This window comes from Lysinibacillus sp. GW247-5R2A (genome assembly GCF_059424475.1).
Window position 1 is genome coordinate 58,503 of the sequence record NZ_JBWKZL010000015.1, and the last position, 22,263, is coordinate 80,765.

Sequence of the window (22,263 nt, forward strand, 5' to 3'; positions counted from 1 at the left end):
CGCCTGCGCAATACCCCATAAAGACTCGCCAGCCCGTACAACATGTATTTGAATGATCTTGCCTCCTTCTAGCTTGATAAATCATACCTATAAAGTTTATGAGATAATTAAAGAAATAATGTCTTTCTAGAAACCATATAAAAATCCATTCATCAAAGTGGCAAGGGATTTTACAGTGGTATATTTTCTAACCTTCTAGCTTTATAGATTTGGCGAATAAATGCTCCATTATAATATGTTTAACATCATTATTTCGTTATATTTTCCACACAAGCGTTCACTTTCTATTACTCATCAATAGTAAAAGTAGCCTGAAATTTTTTTGTGTAATATCCTCTGCTTTCCATAGTATTTATATTATAGAGCGCAAATTGATACATACCTCTATGAAATTAATCGTACAAACGTTCTAATTTCAACAAATTCTTTTGCAAGCCTACCCCCTCTTTCTACCTTACTAATAATCCGTAACATGCTATTTTTTGTTACACATTTCCCAAAAATAATTATGCAACTAGCGTCGGATGCCTTATTCTTTTCACAGTTATCACTCTTGTATAATGAAATTATTGTAAGGAGGTGTTAGATTGCGTTTATTTTACCAACAAAAAGTAATTGGTAAGAAATCACGTAAGCTTCAACAGATTCCATTTTTCATTGAAGAGCCTGTCATAAATTTACAAGATTTACTTATTAAACTTGTCACACAACAGGTACAACAATATAACGAGAAAATGGTTGATACGCCACTCCATCTCTATTTAACCGACCAGCAATTAGAGGATGCGGCTGAGCATGGCAAAGTCCATTTTGGAGAGAAAAAAAGCGATTCATTCCAACCAGTAGACCAAGCTGTCTCTACAATGCTTCAAGCTTTTCAAGATGAGCTTTTCTTAGTACTTCACAATGAGGAGTCTATAGATTCGCTTAATTCGCCACTAACTGTACAGGAAGACGATGTTTTTACATTTATTAGATTAACCATGCTTGCAGGACGAATTTGGTAAGGAGGAATGTCTCATGACACTATCACATGAACAAAAAACATATTTTCAAAGTATAGTTGACACAGCACCGTCAACTATACAGCCATTAGCAGCCGCATTATTAAAGTATATGGACAATCGTGATTACGATATTGAAAAGCTTATTACAGAACAGCACGTTCAATCACTAGAGGAGCTATTTAGCGGACCATTACTAGAAGTGCTTATATTATTTTCTTCACAGGAACGCGCTCTCCACATTAAGAAACTAGCTTTACGTTTTGATGCTACGATGTTCCAAACCGATATGTTACGTCGATCATTTCGTTCAGCACAGCCCGTACAAGATCATCTTTTTCAATGTCTACAATTAATAGAAGAAATGCTGACATTCGAGGAAATTAGTCTGGAGGATTTACTAGCACACCATAGCCAATATGAGCATGGTACCTACCCGAACTATAGCTCCTATGTATTGAAAAACGAAAATGAAAAAGTAATGGGCTTTCAAGTATTTGAGCAGTTGCTTGCTGAAGAGTTATCCTTAGAAAATCCAATCATTGAAGATAAAGTAGAAAGTATTTTATTTGATGAGCACCGCAGTAGCTTTTTCGGTCATCCACTCATTCGTGGCATTTTTAAATCGAGCAATAGTCGGATGCATGAAGCGCTTGGAAAATTATTAGTAGCGGCTGCACGTCAAGAAGGGCTTCGACAAGCAATTGTAGAAAATATTGACCACGGGAATCTAGATGCACAGCTCTACATGATGAAACTTATTCAGGAGCATCAACTAACAAGGTTCTCCTCTGTTATACGAGCGGTCGATACATGGATGGGGCTTGGCTATAGTAGCTTCGAAAATCAAAAAATAACGGAGGAAGTTTTGTCCTTAGCCATCCAAGCGATGGAAGATGAACATTTCACTGAACAGTTGCTAAAAAGTGAACGGACCATTGATATTTACGTCGCATTATGGGCGACTTCTACAAAAGATTATACAAAGCTAGATGTGCTGTTGGCCGAACTTTTACAGCGAGACAAGCATATTCAGCTTACAACGCTAGCTTTTTTGAAGAACCTATCAAAAATATCCTTTACAGCGCCTTTCGTGAAGGAATTAATTGTAACAACGAAGGATATAGAAATTTTTGCATTTGCATGGGATAATTTCCTTCATGCCAACCACTATATCAATAGTGAATATGCAAGAGATGATGAGTGGGATAAAACACTTCAAAGCTTCATGAAAGACAATACACAGCTACAGGGCATAGAATATGCATTATTTGAACAGCTTGAATGGGCAAAAAATGAAATGACCAAAGATGGGTTATCCATTACAGGCAAGCCTCTATCCTTTGTCTTTGTTCACTTGTCATTCGAAGACCTAATTTCAACACAAATTGTACTTGCGTATCATTTACAGGATGAAGCGTTATTCCAACGAATCATTGCGCATGCAGATGCTTATCCACCATCAAGTAGGATCGGCTTATTGAATATTTATTGTCTGGATCCAATCACAAAAGGACAGCGTGAGTTTCTATTCAATTCATTACGAGATCGAAGCTCTATCAATCGTTCCCTTGCATTAAAGAAAATACATGCATTGACACCAACTAAAGAAGAAATAGCAAAAATCGAGGATCTTTTAGCCAATAAATCTGGGGCTCTGCGGAAAGAAGCCATTTCACTCTTGAAAATTCAACCACAGGATCATGTATTGGAAAGTGCTGAACGTTTAATAAAAGACAGTAAGCAGCTAAAGAGACTTGGTGGTCTTGAATTATTGTTAGAGGCATCTAAGGACTACCATTTAGCGAGCGAGCAAATTACGACATTATGCTCCCTATTACCAAAGATAACAAAAAATGAACAAGTACTATTAGAACAATTAGTAGCAAGAGATGTACCCGAATATAACGAAAGCAATGGCTTTGGTTTATATTCACCACATGCTCCTATTCCATACGATCGCATTGCTAATAGCGCGATCAAAATGAATGGTGAAGAGCCTTGGCAACAGCTTATACCTTTATATGTACAAACACCTACGCCTATTGAAAAATTCTTTCAATATGATTTAGATAAGCTACTCTCCAAGCTAGAACAACTTATTCAAATACTTGATGAATATGCTAATTTTGAATATGAAACTTATCAATGGAATGACACTAAAATGATGACTACTTTAGGGCAAAAATACAGTATCTTGGCCTCTAAAACAGACAGTCAGCGAAATGCCAGTCTAGATGTTTATCCTATACCAGAGGCCATAGTTCAGTGGATTAAATCATCATCCTTTAGCACTGAAGACTTAGCTTATTTCAACTTTTATAATCATCTATCAGAATACCCTGCTGCTCAAGACCTTTCTGAAGCAGCCCATATTCTTATAAAACCTTTCTTTCAATATGAAGAAATGAAAAAATATATTGCCCAATTTAACTCGATGAAATATCACTATACGCTTCAGCAAATCTTTTCAGTTTTGTCGCAAGATATCAAAAATATTTCAGGAGAGACACTATTGCATAAAGAAGCAGTTTCATTACTAGAACAGCATGCACCAGCATTTAATAGCTTTGAACAGGCAACTGGTATTGTGCTTCAGCTATTACATCAAATCCCTGCTGATCAGTGGCGAGTGGAAGTAAGAGATAAAGGCTATTACTACTATCAATCTACCTCTACAATTGTCGACTTAGATATTATTGATGCATTTGTCGATCGACTATCTAATTATGCAACTTATGAAGGCTATGCTAAAATGCTTGCCATCAATGAAGAGCTAACAAAGCGTATGCAAAAAGAAAAATATAGCCCAAGTCTATACGATCTATCCTTATTCCAATATTTAGATGCATTTAAAGTTGGTTTATTGACGCAAGACCATTTATATGAAGCTATTTTTACGAACAATCTTGCCTCAGAAATATTTACTGAACCAAGTAAACTGTTGGATCGCTACCAATCATTTGAAGACTTAGCTGATTTCCTTGCCATTCGTAAACAAGCGATTGATCGCATCTTAGCTATCGAGCTAAAGCGTGGCGATACTCCTACAGCTGTTACCAAGCTTGCTAGTAGCATTTCTTACTTTGAGGGAATCGATTATTTCCTGAAAATTTTACAGGCACTTGATGGTGAAAAGCTTTCACGAGGTTATATATGGCAGGCAGAGACGAAAAAGGATGTCTTCTCTCGCCTTTTAACTAGCTGCTATCCTCAAAAAGGAGAAACCGCACAGCAGTTAAAAGAAGCATGGCAAAAAACAGAGATTTCTAAAGAACGTTTAATTGAAGCTATGATGTATAACCAGCATTGGATTGACCTTGTCAGCGAGGTGATTGGCTGGGAAGGACTAAAGGAATCTGCTTGGTATTTTATTGCCCATACTACAGATTCTTTATCAGACTTTGCCAAAGATCAAATTGCCCTCTTCTCCAGCATAACGGCAGAAGATTTTCGTGATGGCGCCTTTGATTTAGCATGGTTCCAAAGTGCTTATCAAACACTCGGCTCCAAGAACTTTAAACTTGTATATGATGCGGCGAAATACGCTTCAGAAGGAGCCAACCACCGTCGTGCTCAGCTTTATGCAGATACAGCCATTGGCACACTTAGTCCAAAGCCATTAATGAAAGAAATTCAGGAAAAACGCAATAAAGATAAACTACGTGCACTTGGACTGATTCCGTTAAAAACGGCAGATGACAAAGATGCTCTACATCGTTACCAATTTATTCAACAGTTTTTAAAGGAAAGCAAACAATTTGGAGCTCAACGTAGGGCAAGTGAATCACGAGCAGCTAGTATTGCACTAGAAAATTTAGCCCGCAACGCTGGAGACGGAGAAGCTACTCGCTTCATATGGCGAATGGAATTATCAGCCTTTAACGATATTCAGCATTTATTTAAAGCACAGCCTATCGAACAAATAACAGCGCACTTACGAATTGAAGAAGATGCCGCTATTACAATAATCGTTGAAAAAGATGGTAAACGTCTAAAAAACATACCAGCTGCTTTAAAAAAGCATGCGGACGTTATTACTCTTCAAGAAGCTCGTAAAGATTTACAAGAACAATATAAACGTGCACGTCCAGCACTAGAGCAGGCAATGACATTAGAAACCAAATTTTCAGCGGAAGAGCTAATTAATTTGTTAGCTCACCCGATTCTTGCTCCGCTTTTACAAAAGCTTGTCTTTATTAGCGGCGAGCATGTTGGGATGATTACATCAAAGGGTTTACAAGTACTATCAGGGAATGTCGTGAATCTTGCTCCGACAACACCCTTAATGATTGCTCACCCTTACCATCTTCTTGAAAGTGGTCAATGGAGACAATGGCAGGCCTATATGTTCGAACACAAAATACAACAGCCATTTAAACAAGTGTTCCGTGAGCTATATCTTATAAATGCAGACGAAAAAGGTCTAAAACAGTCATTACGTTATGCGGGACACCAAGTCAATCCATCCCAAACAGTAGCCTTGCTAAAAACACGAGGCTGGCAAATTAGTTATGAAACTGGACCTCGTAAGGTGTATTACAAAGAAAATATAGTGGCATCCTTGTATGCGCAGGCAGACTGGTTTACTCCAGCAGAAATCGAAGCGCCTGCAGTCGAAGGTGTTTATTTCTACGATCGTTTAACAGGAAAGCATATCGTCTTAGATGATATTCCAGCTGCAATCTTCTCTGAGGTTATGCGGGATATGGACCTCGTTGTCAGCGTTGCCCATGTTGGTGGTGTCGACCCTGAGGTTAGTCATTCCACTGTTGAAATGCGGACTATTATCGTTGAGGAATTGGCAAAATTATTAAAGCTTTCCAATGTAGAAGTGAAGAAACAACATGTCCTTATTGAAGGTAAATTAGCAAGCTATTCTTTGCATTTAGGCAGCGGTGTGGTCCATCAAGTCGGTGGTTCGATGATACCAATTGTCGCAGTCCCTTCTCAGCATCGTGGACGCATATTCTTACCTATGGTGGATGATGATCCACGAACAGCTGAAATTATGTCAAAGCTTTTAATGCTCAGTGAAGATACTAAAATGAAGGACCCAGCCATTTTAGCTCATATTCGTAGCTATGAACAAACGCATTAAAAGGTACAAAACAAAAACAGGTGACGAAACAACATGCGTCACCTGTTTTATTGTACATTTGTTTTTATCATTTCAAATAAAAGAGGTACATTCGTTCCTCGCTGTAATGAATGGCTTCCTTCCATTAAAAACGACCAGCTTTTTTTCATTTTTTCCCTATAAGGTAGTTCAGCATCGACTGGCAAATAAGCCTTTAAATATTCTTCAATCGTACCAGACAAATTTTCTATAAACTCATCTGCCTTGTGGATTTTCTCGGTTGGGATTTCATTACGTTCATCCCATAGTACATGCTCTAAGTTTGTAGAGAAATAAAATAATTGATAAGGCACTTTCAAGCGATTAATACTAAAGTGGTCATTCGCAATTAAGATTCTGGCATTCCTCGCCTTCATCTCATTGCGTTGTTCAATTTGCTCTTTACGCTTATCGGACTTCACTAAAATGGCATCCTCTGTATAAAACAATTTTTGCTCGATATTCTCATCGACCCTGACGCATTCTGGTGCAATAAAACAACCGTCTGCATCTGTTATATGAATGACAGCAGTTAAATCCTTCGCTAAAAATTTATATTTATCTAAATAACTCTGAATTACGCGTATAACACTGTTTTTAATATTGGGGATGCGTTTATGGGCATCCCATTTTGTCAACACATCCTCACGCTGGACATCAAAACGTATCGTTGTATCCGCGAAGTAAGTATCCAAATAATCCTCTAAAATAATTTGCTCTGTCTGCCCCTCAACAATGATTAAAAGTACCTTTTTAGTCATGCTGCACACCTGCTTTACGAAAAGCACGTTTAATTTTAAATGTTTTGGTCTCTTTATAAACCTCTTCATCCTGTCCACCAAGCTGAATAGCTCTCAAGTAGACATCTCTGGCATTATTTATTTCTTTAATACCCTTTAGCTGCATATAACGGTGATTCTCATTCGTTGTCGTGAACCATAAATTTTTAATAGCTAGCACCTCTAACACTCGTAGATTATGGGATGTGAAAACAAGCTGTCCTTTTCCTTCCTCATCTATCACTGTTAACAACTCACCTAGCAAATATTCAAAAACACCTGAATCTAATTCATCAATAACGACACAAGCATTTGGATTGTTATATACGGCAATCAATACACTAAGAATCGAAATGATCTTCAATATCCCCTCTGACTCTGTTCGCAAGGGTAATTCTTGCTCTCCACGCTGCGATAAAAATTCAAAACGGATGCCTTGTCCCCCATCATCCATTGTCTGCTTTGTAATAATATTGATCTTAATAGTCAGACCTGGAATAATAGCAGCCAGCACTCGGTTACTCTGTTCAATCACTTCACATAAAGCATAGAATTCATCTTCTGGCAATAAGGCAGGACCCTTTAAGTCATATGGAATTTGCCCTCTTGTTTTCTCTAAATGGATACTAAATGGCATGATCCGTTCTTCAAATAGCGGGGCAATATTTTGGTTATTCACTACATGTAAATCTCGATTAAAATCAATAGCTATATTTTTGATTAGCTGAATCTCTTGTTCGGTCAACCGTTCCTGTAATAATGGCTTCAAATCCTTATGGAAAAGAAAAGATCTATATTCCTTTCTTGCTAATTGCTGAATAACAAGCAATTGAATACGTGCTTGTTCACTCATATCAGGCAAATTTGAGTTACGTATTTGGATACCTTTCTCTGTCATAGCCATTAACACCTTTGACCGTTTTCCTTTATCATTTTCTCTATACGACAGTCGTTCCAGTGTTGTATAGAGCCGATGCTGATCCTCCTGCAGCTCCACATAATAATGGACAAAGAATGTACCAAATTGATTCTCAACTAAAAATTCAAAATCGAGACTGGCTGTATCCTCACCTGCTAAAATTAACCGCTTTTCTTGCGGGGGTAGCTTCACTTCAGCCAGCCAACCTGAAATAAGGGCCTTCAATAAACCAAATGCATCTACAATGGTTGTCTTCCCAGAGCCATTTTGTCCGTAAAGACCAACCACATTTGCTTGTAAAAAGCTCTCGAAGCTAACTGCTAAAGTAACCTCACCATGTCGTACATTCCGTAAATTTTTTAGTTTAATTTTTTTTACTTTTATGATTGCCATTTACTAAACATCCTTTAGCTCTTTTCCCCTATTATAATGAAAATTGTTATATTTTATAACAATCTCATACTTAATTATCAATTAGCCTATAGCCTATAACACTCATAGTAGGTAGGCATATGTTAAAGAAACATGAAGAAAGGTGTGTTTCATTGGTTTATCCTAGATTGGCTCCTGAAGATTTTAATAGTCAATTCCGTCCAGGTATGAAAATATGGGTGACACTTCCTACAGGGACTTATTCAGGTACATTGATTCGAACATTTGGAACAGGAGGAAGAACAGCTGAAATCCAATTAGATAACGGTCAATTGGTGACTGTTGATGTTAGCCAAATAACGGCTGCTGGTACAGGAACACCTCCTGGCAACTCCTATCCACCACCCTATCCACCACCCTATCCACCACCTTATCCGCCGCCCTATCCGCCACAACCGTACCCACCAAGACCCTATCCACCACAGCCTTACCCACCACAGCCACCGAGACCCTATCCGCCGCAGCCTTACCCACCACAGCCACCAAGACCCTATCCGCCGCAGCCTTATCCACCACAACCACCAAGGCCTTATCCACCGTTTCCAGGGGGACAATTCCCGGGCTTCCCACCTCCATTATTGCCGGGACTACCAAACATATTGCCAGGTATTATCGGCAACCCCAGACAGCCATAAAAAATAAAAGGCTTTCTCTTTGTTCTTTTACGAATAAAGAAAAGCCTTTTTTTACATATTTATATTTTATTTCCATAATAAAAACGAAGAAAGGCAATAGCATTTTCTAGCAGAAATGACATTCCTTAATAGGCAAAAAGACTTAAAGAGAAATAAAAAAATAAGATTTTAGCCAAATTTTAATTAAACTAAAATTGACTCAGTTTTGAGCATACTTGTTTTTTATATTATTTCCCTTTTGAATTTTCATAAAAATATTGTCTAAGCTACAAAATACATAGACTATAACACTAAATATCTTCGTTTACCTATTTAAATCTACACTGCAAATAGTAAGTTTTCTGGGTTGTGAATCATTTTTTTTGGCAGTATAGTAGTTTATTGTTAGGGGATAATTAGATTATTTTTCACTGGTACATATTTATTGAGAATGCATCTGGAATTCTATGAATGACATCTAGACTTTACATTGAATTAGCTTTTATTTCATCGATAACAATACCTATTTCTCATCCTTAACATGAATTAATCGGTATAATATAATTAGGAGGAAAAGCATGAAAAAACGTAAGAAGCAGCATATGTCCATTAGTAAAAAAATAACCGCTATAATGGTAAGTATTTTATTACTGTTTGGGTTAGTTACTTTAGGTCTTTCTTATTATATAGTAAGAAATAGTAATTTAACAGATATGAATCAATCGCTTGATGACAAAGGTATGATCTTAGCCAAAACAATTGATGTGAACACATTGAAATCTATCTTAGATAATCCTTCAGATAGTAACTCCGATGCAATTCGACTGACGAAGGAAATGGATGCTATTAATGATTATTCAGATAGCATTACCAATCTCTTTTTAATTACAGTTGATGGTGAAAATATTAATGCCCCTGTCCTATCTTCTAGTATACTTGAACTAGGTGCTGAGTATAATCAGGACATGATTGCTATGGGTTTATCACCTGATTTCCTAGCGAGAATTAAAGAAGTTTTTGAGACAAAAGAAGCTACAGCTACAGATATCTATAGCGATGAGTTTGGTAGCTATAAAACTGGCCTTACACCAATTTTAGATGATGATGGAACTATGCTAGCTGCATATGCTATTGATTATGACGTTTCGATGGTAACTGGCAAGGCTATGTCAGAGGCACTTTGGACATTGGTAGTAACGGTTATTTTCTTAATTGGTTCATCCATTGCTGTGTATACTCTTTTAAGAAAAAAATTAACACCGATTCAACAGCTTTCCCTACAGTCTAAAAAAGTAGCAGAAGGTAATTTAGAGCTTGATCCTCTACCCGTTACTTCAACGGATGAAGTAGGAACGCTTACGCAAAACTTTAATTCGATGATTGAAAATTTAAAAACTGTTATTAAGAGTACAACAAATGTATCTGCACGTGTTTCAAACACAGCCAATATTTTGTCTACGAACATGCAGGAAACTTCTGATTCCTATAATAATGTAGCATCTTCCATGCAAGAAATTGCAAGTGCAGCTGATCTTCAAGTTCAAAGAGCCAATGAAAGTACCATTACAATAGAAGAAATGAGTATTGGAATTCAACGTATTGCTATGACATCCAATCAAATTTCGGAATCTTCTATCTTAGCATCTGAGGAAGCTGAAAGAGGGAATGAATCAACTAATAAGTCTGTCGCTCAAATGAATGCGATTAGTCAGGCAGTCAATCAATCAGCAGCATCTGTTAAATTGCTTGGCGATCATTCTAATAAAATTGAAGAAATTGTCGGCATTATTACCGGAATTGCCTCTCAAACAAATCTCCTAGCCTTAAATGCAGCAATTGAAGCTGCCCGTGCAGGAGAAGCTGGCAGTGGCTTTGCCGTTGTAGCTGATGAAGTACGTAAGCTAGCTGAACAGTCTGAGGCCTCTGCCCGAGAAATTTCCACGCTTATTTCTCATATTCAGCACGATACAAATGAATCTGTGAATGTCATGGTTCGTGCGGTAGAGGAAGTCGATCATGGTATTGTCATGATAAACGATTCAGAACAATCCTTTAGTCAAATATTAACATCTATTCATCATGTAACTGGACAAATACAAGAGCTGTCCGCAACTATTGAAGAAATGGCGGCTGGCATGGAACAAGTGACTTCCGCAGTTAAAGATATGGAGGACTTCTCCATCAACTCTAAAGATAGTACAAGAGCAGTAGCTGCAACGTCTGCCTCTCAGCTAAATACAGTACAGCGAGTGTCTGAGGAAGCTCAAGTACTATCCGAGTTATCTGATGAATTATTGAATGTTGTCAATACCTTTGTAGTGAAATAATAAGAGAAAGGGCTGCCCTTATACGGTATTTTTGGTCCCTTTGCTTCTACAGAATACCTTCTGCTGGAGCTAAAGGACTTAAAATTTCCTACATAAGTGACTGCCCTTTTCTAAAATAGGAGTTGTAATGATTGAATAATAAACGAGAATTTGATTGTCCTACATCACAGTTTAAAAAGCATTTTTCTAAACAAAATACGCTACTATCCAATCATACAAAGCTATTAAATGAAGAGGATACTTTAGCTTATCAAACACTAAATCGTACAATGGCTGACTATGATAAAACTATCACGATACCACAAGTATTTTATAAAGTAGCACAGCAATTTGCAGGCCGTATCGCTCTTTCCTATGAAGATGGCAAGATGACCTATCGTCAGTTAAATCAAAAATCTAATCAAGTTGCACATATGCTAATCGCCAATGGTCTACAAAAAGGTGACTATGTGGCTATTATTATGGACCGTAGTAAGGAAACTATCATCAGTTTGTTAGGCGTGCTAAAAGCTGGTGGTGTTTATATTCCTATTGATCCGAGTTATCCAAAAGAACGTTGCCAATATCTCTTACATGATACTGGTGCACCATTTATCATAACGAAAAACGAATATAATGATTTATTGAATGACCTAATACATAATGAGTTCCAATCACCCACAGTGCTAACAATCAATCAAATGGAGAGTGGTCATTCACAAGAGGATTTACCATGTAACTTACTTCCATCCGATTTAGCCTATATTATTTATACATCTGGTTCTACTGGTAAACCTAAGGGCGTTTTGCTTAAACATACAGCCGTTATTAACCTAATAACAGATAATCAAAGAATTTACCATTCGACTGAAGAAGATGTATTTTCTCAGTTTATTTCTTACAGTTTTGATCCCTCTGTAACAGAGACTTTCACCGCTTTCTTTTCTGGTGCAAGACTCCATATGCTCGCAAGTATTGAGCGTCTTTCAATAGAGGCATTTGCTGATATGATTGCACGAGAGCAAGTAACAACTGCAACTGTACCGAACGCTTTCTTTACACAACTAGCCACACATTTACCTAGAGATTATCGGGACAAGCTGATGACGCTACAATATCTTTCGGTAGGCGGCGAAGCCCTATTGCCTGCGATTGTCCAAAAGTGGCAGGAAAAATTCGGATATTCTACTGAAATTATAAATGTCTATGGACCAACTGAATGTACAGTTTTAACCTCCTACTTCAAGATAAAAAGTCAGTTAACAGACATGCAATCAAGTATTCCTATTGGCAGACCGATTGCCAATTATGAAATGTATGTGGTGAATAAGGATGAACAGCTTTGCCCAGTTCATGTAACAGGCGAATTATGTATTGCAGGAGCTGGTCTGGCGGCAGGATATTTACATCAACCTGAAAAAACAGCAGAGGTCTTTGTCCCTCATCTATTTAAACCAGATCAAAAAATGTATCGAACAGGTGATTTAGTCCGGCTATTACCTAGCGGTGTCATTGAATTTGTAGGACGGAAAGATTCACAAATTAAAGTAAGAGGCTTTCGTATTGAGCTTGGAGAAATTGAGACCGTTCTAAGCAATCATCCTATCATTCAGGAATCTGTGGTCATAGCTAAGAAAATGTCTGACGGCCAAAACCATTTATTTGCTTACTACACAGCGGCAAATGGTATACAGCTAGAGGAACAAGTTTTAAGAGACTACTTAAACAATCTTTTACCAGATTATATGGTACCTGAACGATTCATCGAATTGCTAGAAATGCCACTATCCCCTACTGGCAAAATCGATCGCAAGCAGTTGGCTACATTGGATGTAACATTATCACGGAGTCATCTATACGTTGCCCCTGAAAATGATACACAGCTTTTACTAGCGAATGCATGGGAGTATGTACTTGGCAACAGTCCAATAGGCATTCACGATAACTTCTTTCACATTGGTGGACATTCATTAAAAGTACTTGAAATTCTTGTCCAAGTGAAGAAGCATATACCATTCCTAAAGATTCAGGATTTTTTCCAATATCAAACGATTGCTGAATTAGATCAATACATTGGCAACTATCAGCCTGAAGATTTGGACGTGGAAACAACACCTAAAAACTTTGTCTATAAGGATTTAATGGAGCCTAGTAAGCTTCCAGTTTCAGAAACGGTGAAGCCGTTACCGATGACTTCGATTTTATTAACAGGTGCGACAGGTTATTTAGGAAGCCATGTATTATACGAGCTGCTAGTGACAACCAAAGCGCATATCTATTGTCTTATTCGACCAAGTGAAAAGGCCACTTTAGAGGATAAGCTAAAGGATAGTATGCAATTTTACTTTGGACATACCATCACTAAACATATGGAGAACCGAATAACCGTCATTCAAGGAGATTTAGGAAAGAAGAACCTTCATTTAACTAGCGAAGATAAAAAGGTTCTAATAGAAGAAATCGATGCCATCATCCATTGCGGAGCCGATGTACGTCACTTCGGAGAGACGGATCATTTTAATAACGTTAATGTCAATGGGACACGTTATTTACTTGAATTGGCAAAGGGTAAGCCCGGTATTCATTTTCATTATGTATCAACAATCGGCATTCCAGAGGAGCTCGCTGCCATTCAATGGGGCCCAGATGAGGCAAGAGGCGATTTCAACTACGATATGCAGCTTCATAGTGTCTATACACAAAGTAAGCTGGAAGCAGAAAATCTCGTAAGAAATGCTGTACTTGACGCGATTTCTATTTCTATCTATCGTGTAGGTAATTTAAGTTGTCATTCTGAAACAGGAAAATTCCAACGAAATATCAATGATAATGCCTTTTACCGTATGATTAAATCTATGCTTTACTTAGGTAAAACACCTTCCGTGCAATGGCATGTAGACTTCACACCGATTAATTATGCTAGCCAAGCATTAGTATACCTAGCTAATCAGCCAGCAGCAAATGGACATATCTTCCATCTATGCAATCCTGTATCACTTACTTATTTAGAATTAATCGACATGATAAAGGAATTTGGCTATGATTTACAAGTCATGACAAAGCAAGAGTATACAAATTGGCTATTACATGATGACCATTCTATCGAAGTACAAGAATATTTAGCTTTAGCTATTGCACAGCTAGAAGGTGATGGAGCTAGTGACTCACCATTTATCTTTAACTGCAAAAAAACGATTGAATTTCTAGCAAACGCAAGTATTGAATGTGCTGTACCAAATACAGCATTTATTCATCAAATGATTGAATATGGGATCGAAACAGGTTACTTCCCTGAGCCCAAACAAGTCAATATGCGATGAACAGAAATGATATACAGCTTTTTGCACTCCCATTAGGGGAACAGTTATCTTCCGAAGAATGGAATGCATTTACTATAATGCTCCCTTCTCATGTCCAAAAAAATATCAGGCAGTACAAGCAGTGGCAGGACCGTCAAAGAGCCTTGTTAGGTAACACCCTTATCAGGTGGGCGCTCCTCCCATTCTTGAGTAAGGCTGTATGCCATATTACTCAAGACATTTATGGTCGTCCAACTGTAGCGAATCACAAACAATGGGAAGGCGATTTTAATCTCTCTCACTCTGGTGATTGGATTGTTCTGGCCCTAACAACAAACGGGCGAGTAGGCATTGATGTTGAAGAAATAAAGCCCGTGAATAAAGATATTATGCACTATGCATTATCTAAACAAGAGTTCCATATGTCCCTTCATCAGCCTCTCCATGCTTTTTATGAACTTTGGACATTAAAAGAGGCTCTTTTTAAAACAGGCTTATTTCCTAACCTATCGCCTCACTTGCTTGATACTATTGATATTAAAACGACAAGAGCAGATCTTTCAACGCAATTACTTTATCTTGATCAACGTCATCCTGTCACCATATGCTGGAACAATAGCTCTACCAATGTAAAAATAACAACATTAAATAGACAGCAGCTTCTACAGTAATCAAACAAGGAGGAGAAAACTATCATTTCTCCTCCTTGTTTATGAACAAAAAAGCTGCCTATTATGTCTGTTTTATAGACCAATGGGCAGCTCCAATACAGTTTATTTAAATAAATCCGGATACATTTCTTTCGCTAAGGCTTCCATACCATCTATTGTATTATAGCCATAACCAAACATATAATTGTAATCTACAATATAGATTTGTTTGTTTTTAATAGCCTTCATGCTCGAAAGCTTAGGGTTAGCATAGATTTCTTCACGAACTTTTGTCAGATCAGAACCATCCCAGTTTGGAAGAATTAACACATCTGGATCAGATGCAATTAATGTTTCCACACTAACATCTCCTGTTTCATCTTTGAAAATATTATCTAGCTTAACCATTTTAAATGCGTCATTAAAGAATGTTTCATCATGTGCTGGGTATACAAAAAGTTCCTTTGGATCATTTGTATGCAAATAAGCAAATGTTTTTTCTTCTTTAATACTTTCTAATTTAGAAGTAATGTCTTGTTGTCGATCTTTTAATTCTTTAATGAAGCTAGTTGCCTTGTCTTGAACATTGAAAATTTCACCGATATTTTCGATGTCTTTATAAATAGAATCATACGTGCCACCTGTGATTGATGATTCTAAAACAAATGTTTTAATACCCATTTCGTTTAGTGAATCTACTGTGCCTACTCCCCATTCAGCATTATCAAATAAGCCACCACGACCAAATACTAAATCTGGATTAGTTCCTAATGTAACCTCTTTCCCTACATATTCATCACTTAATATATTTAATTTTGAGTATTCCTCTTCCACAGATTTATCGACAGCACCAAAGTTTGCACCAACACCAACGATTTTATCGCCTAGTCCTAAATGCAATAATAATTCTGCTGCTGGGCGTGTGTTTGCCATAATTTTTTCAGGTGCCTTATCGAATACTTGATCTTTCTTGTCCCAAGTCGAACCACCTTCAGCCTTTGTAAAGTTTTCAATAGTTAATGGATAATGCTCTTTTGTTTGTGCTTCTTCTGAAGTATTTTTGCTAGTATTACCGCAAGCTGTTAACGTTAATAAAGCGGCCAAACCAATTCCTAGTAATAATTTTTTCTTCATGTTGTTGCTCCTCCTATAGTCCATATGCAAATCCTAATCCATTCGTCACTGGATTAGTAAACGTTTGACACTTAATATGATATAAAGCTTCTATTATTTCGGGTGTTAAAACTTCCTCGGGCGTACCATGCGCATAAACCTCACCATCTTTTACTGCGTAAAGATAATCACAGTAATGTGCAGCCATTTCTAAATCATGAAGTGCTGCTAACACGCCAATATTTAAGCTTCTCACACAAGAAAGTATTTCAATTTGATAACGAATATCTAGATGATTTGTTGGTTCATCTAAGATCATAATTTTAGGCTGCTGGGCAATTGTTCTCGCTAAAATAACCCGTTGCTTTTCGCCACCAGATAATGAAAGGAAACTACGTCCCTTGTAAGCTTGTAAGTTCGTGCGTGCTAATGCCTCTTCGACAATTTCAAAATCATTTTGATTATCAGACTCTAACATTTTTTTATGAGGTGTTCTGCCTAACATCACCATTTGCTGAACGGTTAAATCAAAATGCATTTCATTGAATTGCCCTACCACCCCTAAATGCTGTGAGATTTTCTTTTCTGGGCTTTTCAAAACGTCTAAATCATCTAAAAAAACCATCCCTTTTTGTGGCACTAAGCTTTTATAAATACTTTTCAGTAAAGTTGACTTTCCGCATCCATTTGGTCCGATTAAGCCCACAAATTGCTGCTTGTTTACATGAATGGAGATGTTTTTTACAATTTCCTTCTTTCCTATCTTTACTTCTATTTCCTTCGCTACTAATTCCATTGTTCTACCCTCCGAAGTTGTAACCTTTTTTTACAATCATATAGATAAATAATGGTGATCCAATGACAGAAGTAATGATGCCAATCGGTAGTTCAACATTCTCGATTAATGTTCGAGACAAAATATCTGCCCATATCATGAAAAGTCCTCCTAAGAGTAACGTTCCTAGCATTAATCGTTTATGATCCGCCCCGAAAATCCCTCTCGTAATATGTGGAATAATTAAGCCAACAAAACCAATCATACCTGCATAAGCAACCATCGTTCCTGTTATTAGCGATGTGAGAATCATATACAATTTACGGTAAACACTTAAATTGATACCTAATGTGATAGCAGATTCATCTCCAAGTAACATCGTATTCAGCACTCGATGTTGAAAAAGAAATAATGCAGCTCCTAATGCGATGACGATTGCTAAAATCGGTGTTTTATCCCAGCTTGCAGAGGCTAAACTTCCCATAGACCAAAAAGTAACGGTTTTTATGCCCTCAGCATTATTGGCAAAAAAGATAATAAGACTTGAAAATGAGCTACATAATGCACCTATCACAACACCAGATAAGACGAGCTTTACCGATGTTGCTTTACCACCAATACTAGATAAAATTAGCACGGCCATAGAAGTAAGCATGGCTCCTGCAAATGCGCCAAAGGCAACCCCGAATTGTGCCAGCAATGCACTGCTGCCAAAGCCAACTAAAATGGCAAAGGTTGCACCCAATGATGCCCCTGAAGAAATACCAAGTATGTATGGATCAGCAAGAGGATTTTGTACAACTGCTTGCATCACAGCCCCACATAAAGCAAGTCCAATACCAATGAGCAGTGCAAAAATAACACGTGGCATTCTGACCTGTAAAATAATATTCAAATAGGACTCACTATCCACACTATCGAGTGTGCCAAACTTTCCATTAGATACAGCATGCAACAAGATATCCATTGATTGCTTGAAGGGTATACTGACCTGACCAATTGATACAGAAAAAACGGCAGATATTATAATGGAGCCGATTAATAGCAAGATGATGACATAATATATATTGCCCATCCCTATTCTGTTAGCTTCCTGATTATCCAAAATGTCACCTCTATTATCCAAATTATCTCAAATGATAACGATTATCATTATCATTATCATTATCATTTCGTATTGTAAGGGATAATCTAAGGAAAAACAACAGGAAAATTTTTTTTATTAGATTTTTTTATTAAAAAACACAAAAAACTAGCTCTCCATTTTTTAACTGCAGACTGGTAAAGGGCCGACAAATAAAAAAATAACACCCTTTGCTGAGTGTTATTTATCACATAAATCTGCTTTTAAATTGTGTTCAATATAAGCTCGCTCCTCTTCGGGTCTCAATAGACGCGTCGCTCTTCCTGAATTTCTTGATTCTTCGCCACCTTGCATCTCCCAAATTGCGTTATGATCCTCTACGGCATGAGAAAAATCACCCTTCGACCATCTTTCCAATATTGAAATGTAAAGTTCTTTATATTTATAATCGTTCATTTTGCATACAGCCAACAATCGATCAACTTTTTCTTGTGTGATTTCAGTGTGGCCCCATTTTACACTAGCTTCAACTTTTTGGTGGGACATGTTATGAATGGCTTCGTTTACTTTGTGTTCTATTAAATTGTCAGGATAAAGCAATTCTTCTTTTGTAACAGGTTTACTTTCAAGAATTACACCATCATTTTCAACAATTGCTTTTTCTTTTTCAGGGACAGGCTTCTCCATATGTTCAGTGGATTTAATATAACCAAATGCTCCACCGAAAATGATGAAAATGACAATGATACTGATAACCGATTTTGTTGTTCTCTTCATGTTATAGCCCCTCAGTAATTTTTTATCATTATATATTGGTTTATATTATGCAATCAGGATAATAATAACAGAAAGTTGTAACAGGGTTCAACATCTCTAAAACGGAGAGCACTTACACTATTGCATGAAATCAAGTCATAGTTCATCAAATGCTGTCACATGATTATAAGTAATATCCTCAGGATTTCAGTGAAACCTATCATCTAAAAAGTATTGATAGGCAATGTTAAGCAACAAAAAAACCACTTCTCTTGTTTACCGAGAAGTGGTTATTGTGATTGAAATTAATTATTTACATGACCAGTAATTATTTCACAAGATGGAAGTGAATAATCCCTTACATCATTCCTGGCATGCCGCCCATTCCACTCATATCTGGCATACCTGCACCAGCTGGTTCTGGAATGTCTGCAACTACTGCTTCTGTTGTTAAGAACAGTGCAGCTACAGAGGCAGCGTTTTGTAGAGCTGAACGAGTTACTTTCGCTGGGTCTACTACGCCTGCTTCCATCATGTTTACCCATTCGCCTGTTGCTGCATTGAAACCAATGCCAATTTCTTCACGTTTCAGGCGATCCACGATGATAGAGCCTTCAAGACCTGCGTTGTTAGCAATTTGACGAACTGGCTCTTCTAAAGCACGAAGGACGATTTTCACTCCTGTTGCTACGTCGCCTGCTTCAGATTCAGCCACTTTTTCAACTGCTGCATATACGTTAAGAAGTGCAGTACCACCTCCTGATACAATCCCTTCTTCAACAGCTGCACGTGTTGAGTTTAAAGCATCTTCAATACGAAGTTTACGCTCTTTAAGCTCTGTTTCTGTTGCAGCCCCTACTTTAATAACTGCTACACCACCTGCTAATTTCGCAAGACGCTCTTGAAGTTTTTCTTTATCGAATTCTGAAGTTGTTTCAGCAAGTTGTGCTCGGATTTGGCCAATACGTGCTTCGATTGCATCTGCACCGCCTACACCTTCAACAACTGTCGTATTGTCTTTTGTGACAACAACTTTTGCAGCACGACCAAGTGAAGAAATATCAGCTGATTTTAAGTCTAAGCCTAATTCCTCTGTAATCACTTGACCACCAGTTAAGATAGCGATATCTTCAAGCATTGCTTTACGACGATCACCAAAACCTGGTGCTTTTACTGCTACAGCATTGAATGTACCACGAAGCTTATTCACAACAAGTGTTGCAAGTGCTTCTCCTTCAACGTCTTCAGCAATTATTAAAAGTGGACGACCTTGTTGTACCACTTGTTCTAATAACGGTAATACTTCTTGGATATTTGTAATTTTTTTATCTGTAATTAAGATATATGGGTTATCTAGAACTGCTTCCATTTTATCTGTATCTGTTACCATGTAGTGTGACGCATAGCCACGGTCAAATTGCATACCTTCTACAACATCAAGCTCTGTTGTGAAGCCTTTAGATTCTTCAATTGTAATAACACCATCATTACCTACACGCTCCATCGCTTCAGCAATAAGTTGTCCAACTTCATCATCAGCAGCAGAAATAGCAGCAACTTGTGCGATTTCATCTTTATTGCTTACAGGTCGAGAAATTGAGTGTAATTCCGTTAATGCTGCAGCAACTGCTTTATCAATACCTTTACGGATACCTACAGGGTTTGCGCCAGCAGTCACGTTTTTCAAGCCTTCACGAATAATTGCTTGTGCTAGAACTGTTGCAGTAGTTGTACCATCACCAGCGATTTCGTTTGTCTTAGAAGCAACCTCAGCTACTAATTTTGCTCCCATATTTTCGTATGGATTTTCCAGCTCGATTTCTTTTGCGATTGTCACACCATCATTTGTAATCAGTGGTGAACCGAATTTTTTTTCTAATACTACATTACGCCCTTTTGGACCTAATGTTATTTTTACCGCATTTGCTAATTTATCTACACCTTGTAACATTAATGAACGAGCGTCTTCTGAAAATTTAATATCTTTTGCCATGAGAATTTACCCTCCTGAAATGGAATATTCGTTAAGCTTCTTCAATATATTTATATCAATTTCATCTTATTGTCACTTTTCGATCAAGAAACAGTAAGCTTTCACCTTAATTTAAGGTGCATCAAATATTATTCAATAATTGCAAGAATATCGCTTTCGCGTAAAATTAGGTATTCATTACCTTCAAATTTAACTTCTGTACCAGAGTATTTAGAGAAAATAATGTGGTCGTCAACTTTAACGTCAAGCTCTACACGTTGTCCGCTCTCTAAAACACGACCTGTCCCAACTGCTACAACTTTACCTTCTTGTGGTTTTTCTTTTGCAGAGTCAGGTAGTACAATACCGAATGCAGATTTTTCTTCTACCTCGATTAGTTCAATTACAATACGATCTCCTAGTGGTCTTAACAAGTGAAACAACCTCCTAATAATAATAATTGTTGAATTTATTAGCACTCTATAACATCGAGTGCTAACACAATTATTATGATAATCAATCACACTTTTTTTTGCAAGTCAGAACTTCGAAAAATTTTGTTTTCTTTCCATATTCATCTACAATAGAAAGGAAGCCTATGAATGGAAAGGATTTTGACTGTGACTAATTCTCCAAAAGTAACAAAACATAAAAAAACAGCTCTATATGTTTTACTGATTTATATCCTTATGCAAATCTCAAGCAGATGGTTGCTCTTACCATTTCACAAGCTCGTTATGAAGATGACTGGCCTAGCCTCTGAGCAAGCAGCACCGATAACTCAAGGGTGGTATATTGCGCTTAGCTTTGCCGTGGCGCTCATTTTAAGTTTAATCTTAACATCCCGTGATAAAGCCTTTTGGAACGTCTATCAAGGAAAAAAAGAAACTATACCACTCACAATTGTTTGGGGTATTCTTGGTTTCTTCCTTGTATTTTTTGGTCAAATGATTGGAGCAGCTATTGAAATGGCCATTTTTGGTATTGAAGGAGGCTCCCAAAATACCGCTGATATTGTCGCTATAGCTAAAGAAGCTCCTATTGCCATATTAGCGATCGTTGTATTTGGTCCCATTTTAGAAGAGTTCGTCTTCCGTAGAGTTATATTTGGATCACTTGTCCAAACAACAAACTTCTGGGTGGCGGCAATAGTAAGTGCAATATTCTTTGCAATTATCCACTTCGACTTCTCTCATATTTTACTTTATACAATTTGTGGTTTGATCTTCGCCTTTTTATATCACAAAACAAAACGAATTTGGACTTCCATTATTGCACACGTTATGCTGAATGGATTTGTGACACTTGTACAATTCTATGCAGAACCATTGCAAAAGTTTCTTCAAGAACTAGAAAAAATGCAATAAATTTTTGTAAAGCTCAATAAAGTTGTCAACAATACAAAAGCTCGGTGCCTTTATGTAGGTACCGAGCTTTATCT

The 22,263-nt window shown here is 37.4% G+C and carries 15 protein-coding genes; 7 read left to right on the forward strand and 8 right to left on the reverse strand.

Annotated elements, in window-relative coordinates; all coding sequences use genetic code 11:
• The first annotated feature begins 587 nt into the window (after nucleotides 1–587).
• Nucleotides 588–1,007, forward strand: coding sequence for a hypothetical protein (locus AC07YC_RS20175; protein WP_494920260.1), 420 nt, complete (start codon nucleotides 588–590; stop codon nucleotides 1,005–1,007).
• Between the two features lie 13 nt (nucleotides 1,008–1,020).
• Nucleotides 1,021–6,105: a DUF4132 domain-containing protein gene (locus AC07YC_RS20180; protein ID WP_494920261.1), complete on the forward strand. Its 5,085-nt coding sequence runs from the start codon at nucleotides 1,021–1,023 to the stop codon at nucleotides 6,103–6,105.
• Between the two features lie 47 nt (nucleotides 6,106–6,152).
• Here the strand turns inward: AC07YC_RS20180 and AC07YC_RS20185 are convergent, their stop codons facing one another.
• Nucleotides 6,153–6,884 (reverse strand): hypothetical protein, encoded by a 732-nt coding sequence (locus AC07YC_RS20185; RefSeq protein WP_336637168.1) that lies wholly within the window; start codon nucleotides 6,882–6,884, stop codon nucleotides 6,153–6,155.
• The gene (locus tag AC07YC_RS20190) at nucleotides 6,877–8,214 is read right to left on the reverse strand and encodes an AAA family ATPase (protein ID WP_494920262.1); all 1,338 of its coding nucleotides are present in this window, start codon (nucleotides 8,212–8,214) and stop codon (nucleotides 6,877–6,879) included. Before AC07YC_RS20190 ends, AC07YC_RS20185 begins: the two co-directional genes overlap by 8 nt.
• Nucleotides 8,215–8,333: 119 nt before the next feature.
• On the opposite strand from AC07YC_RS20190, the gene AC07YC_RS20195 reads away from it, so the two are divergent.
• From AC07YC_RS20195 to AC07YC_RS20210, 4 genes are all read left to right on the forward strand, one after another.
• Nucleotides 8,334–8,888 carry a hypothetical protein gene (locus AC07YC_RS20195; RefSeq protein WP_494920263.1) on the forward strand — a complete coding sequence of 185 codons (555 nt, stop codon included), beginning with the start codon at nucleotides 8,334–8,336 and terminating at the stop codon, nucleotides 8,886–8,888.
• 557 nt (nucleotides 8,889–9,445) lie between these two features.
• The gene (locus tag AC07YC_RS20200; RefSeq protein WP_336637165.1) at nucleotides 9,446–11,194 is read left to right on the forward strand and encodes a methyl-accepting chemotaxis protein; all 1,749 of its coding nucleotides are present in this window, start codon (nucleotides 9,446–9,448) and stop codon (nucleotides 11,192–11,194) included.
• A 131-nt stretch (nucleotides 11,195–11,325) separates the two neighbouring features.
• Nucleotides 11,326–14,493, forward strand: coding sequence for a non-ribosomal peptide synthetase family protein (locus AC07YC_RS20205; protein WP_494920264.1), 3,168 nt, complete (start codon nucleotides 11,326–11,328; stop codon nucleotides 14,491–14,493).
• Between the two features lie 77 nt (nucleotides 14,494–14,570).
• Nucleotides 14,571–15,143, forward strand: coding sequence for a 4'-phosphopantetheinyl transferase family protein (locus AC07YC_RS20210; protein ID WP_494920280.1), 573 nt, complete (start codon nucleotides 14,571–14,573; stop codon nucleotides 15,141–15,143).
• Between the two features lie 102 nt (nucleotides 15,144–15,245).
• Here the strand turns inward: AC07YC_RS20210 and AC07YC_RS20215 are convergent, their stop codons facing one another.
• The 6 genes from AC07YC_RS20215 to groES all read right to left on the reverse strand — a co-directional run bounded on the left by AC07YC_RS20215 (nucleotide 15,246) and on the right by groES (nucleotide 21,256).
• Entirely contained in the window at nucleotides 15,246–16,256 is a 1,011-nt protein-coding gene (locus tag AC07YC_RS20215; RefSeq protein WP_089987152.1) for an ABC transporter substrate-binding protein, read from the reverse strand.
• A 13-nt stretch (nucleotides 16,257–16,269) separates the two neighbouring features.
• On the reverse strand, nucleotides 16,270–17,031 hold the full coding sequence (locus tag AC07YC_RS20220) for an ABC transporter ATP-binding protein (RefSeq protein ID WP_494920265.1): 762 nt from the start codon (nucleotides 17,029–17,031) through the stop codon (nucleotides 16,270–16,272).
• Between the two features lie 4 nt (nucleotides 17,032–17,035).
• Complete coding sequence (locus AC07YC_RS20225) at nucleotides 17,036–18,115, reverse strand: FecCD family ABC transporter permease (protein ID WP_494920266.1); 1,080 nt, start codon at nucleotides 18,113–18,115, stop codon at nucleotides 17,036–17,038.
• A gap of 219 nt (nucleotides 18,116–18,334) precedes the next feature.
• Entirely contained in the window at nucleotides 18,335–18,871 is a 537-nt protein-coding gene (locus tag AC07YC_RS20230; protein WP_494920267.1) for a DUF6241 domain-containing protein, read from the reverse strand.
• Between the two features lie 337 nt (nucleotides 18,872–19,208).
• Nucleotides 19,209–20,843: a chaperonin GroEL gene (groL, locus tag AC07YC_RS20235; protein WP_336637162.1), complete on the reverse strand. Its 1,635-nt coding sequence runs from the start codon at nucleotides 20,841–20,843 to the stop codon at nucleotides 19,209–19,211.
• Nucleotides 20,844–20,971: 128 nt separating this feature from the next.
• The gene (gene groES / locus AC07YC_RS20240) at nucleotides 20,972–21,256 is read right to left on the reverse strand and encodes a co-chaperone GroES (RefSeq protein WP_336637161.1); all 285 of its coding nucleotides are present in this window, start codon (nucleotides 21,254–21,256) and stop codon (nucleotides 20,972–20,974) included.
• Between the two features lie 168 nt (nucleotides 21,257–21,424).
• Here groES and AC07YC_RS20245 point away from each other — a divergent pair, with 168 nt between their 5' ends.
• The gene (locus tag AC07YC_RS20245) at nucleotides 21,425–22,189 is read left to right on the forward strand and encodes a CPBP family intramembrane glutamic endopeptidase (RefSeq protein ID WP_494920268.1); all 765 of its coding nucleotides are present in this window, start codon (nucleotides 21,425–21,427) and stop codon (nucleotides 22,187–22,189) included.
• Nucleotides 22,190–22,263 lie beyond the last annotated feature (74 nt).

Bases quoted from the DNA above. Each gene is read 5' to 3' on its own strand.
- AC07YC_RS20180 (WP_494920261.1), top strand. From the start codon at position 1,021: ATGACACTATCACATGAACAAAAAACATATTTTCAAAGTATAGTTGAC.
- AC07YC_RS20185 (WP_336637168.1), bottom strand. From the start codon at position 6,884: ATGACTAAAAAGGTACTTTTAATCATTGTTGAGGGGCAGACAGAGCAA.
- AC07YC_RS20190 (WP_494920262.1), bottom strand. From the start codon at position 8,214: ATGGCAATCATAAAAGTAAAAAAAATTAAACTAAAAAATTTACGGAAT.
- AC07YC_RS20195 (WP_494920263.1), top strand. From the start codon at position 8,334: ATGTTAAAGAAACATGAAGAAAGGTGTGTTTCATTGGTTTATCCTAGA.
- AC07YC_RS20200 (WP_336637165.1), top strand. From the start codon at position 9,446: ATGAAAAAACGTAAGAAGCAGCATATGTCCATTAGTAAAAAAATAACC.
- AC07YC_RS20210 (WP_494920280.1), top strand. From the start codon at position 14,571: ATGCTCCCTTCTCATGTCCAAAAAAATATCAGGCAGTACAAGCAGTGG.
- AC07YC_RS20215 (WP_089987152.1), bottom strand. From the start codon at position 16,256: ATGAAGAAAAAATTATTACTAGGAATTGGTTTGGCCGCTTTATTAACG.
- AC07YC_RS20220 (WP_494920265.1), bottom strand. From the start codon at position 17,031: ATGGAATTAGTAGCGAAGGAAATAGAAGTAAAGATAGGAAAGAAGGAA.
- AC07YC_RS20230 (WP_494920267.1), bottom strand. From the start codon at position 18,871: ATGAAGAGAACAACAAAATCGGTTATCAGTATCATTGTCATTTTCATC.
- groL (WP_336637162.1), bottom strand. From the start codon at position 20,843: ATGGCAAAAGATATTAAATTTTCAGAAGACGCTCGTTCATTAATGTTA.
- AC07YC_RS20245 (WP_494920268.1), top strand. From the start codon at position 21,425: ATGGAAAGGATTTTGACTGTGACTAATTCTCCAAAAGTAACAAAACAT.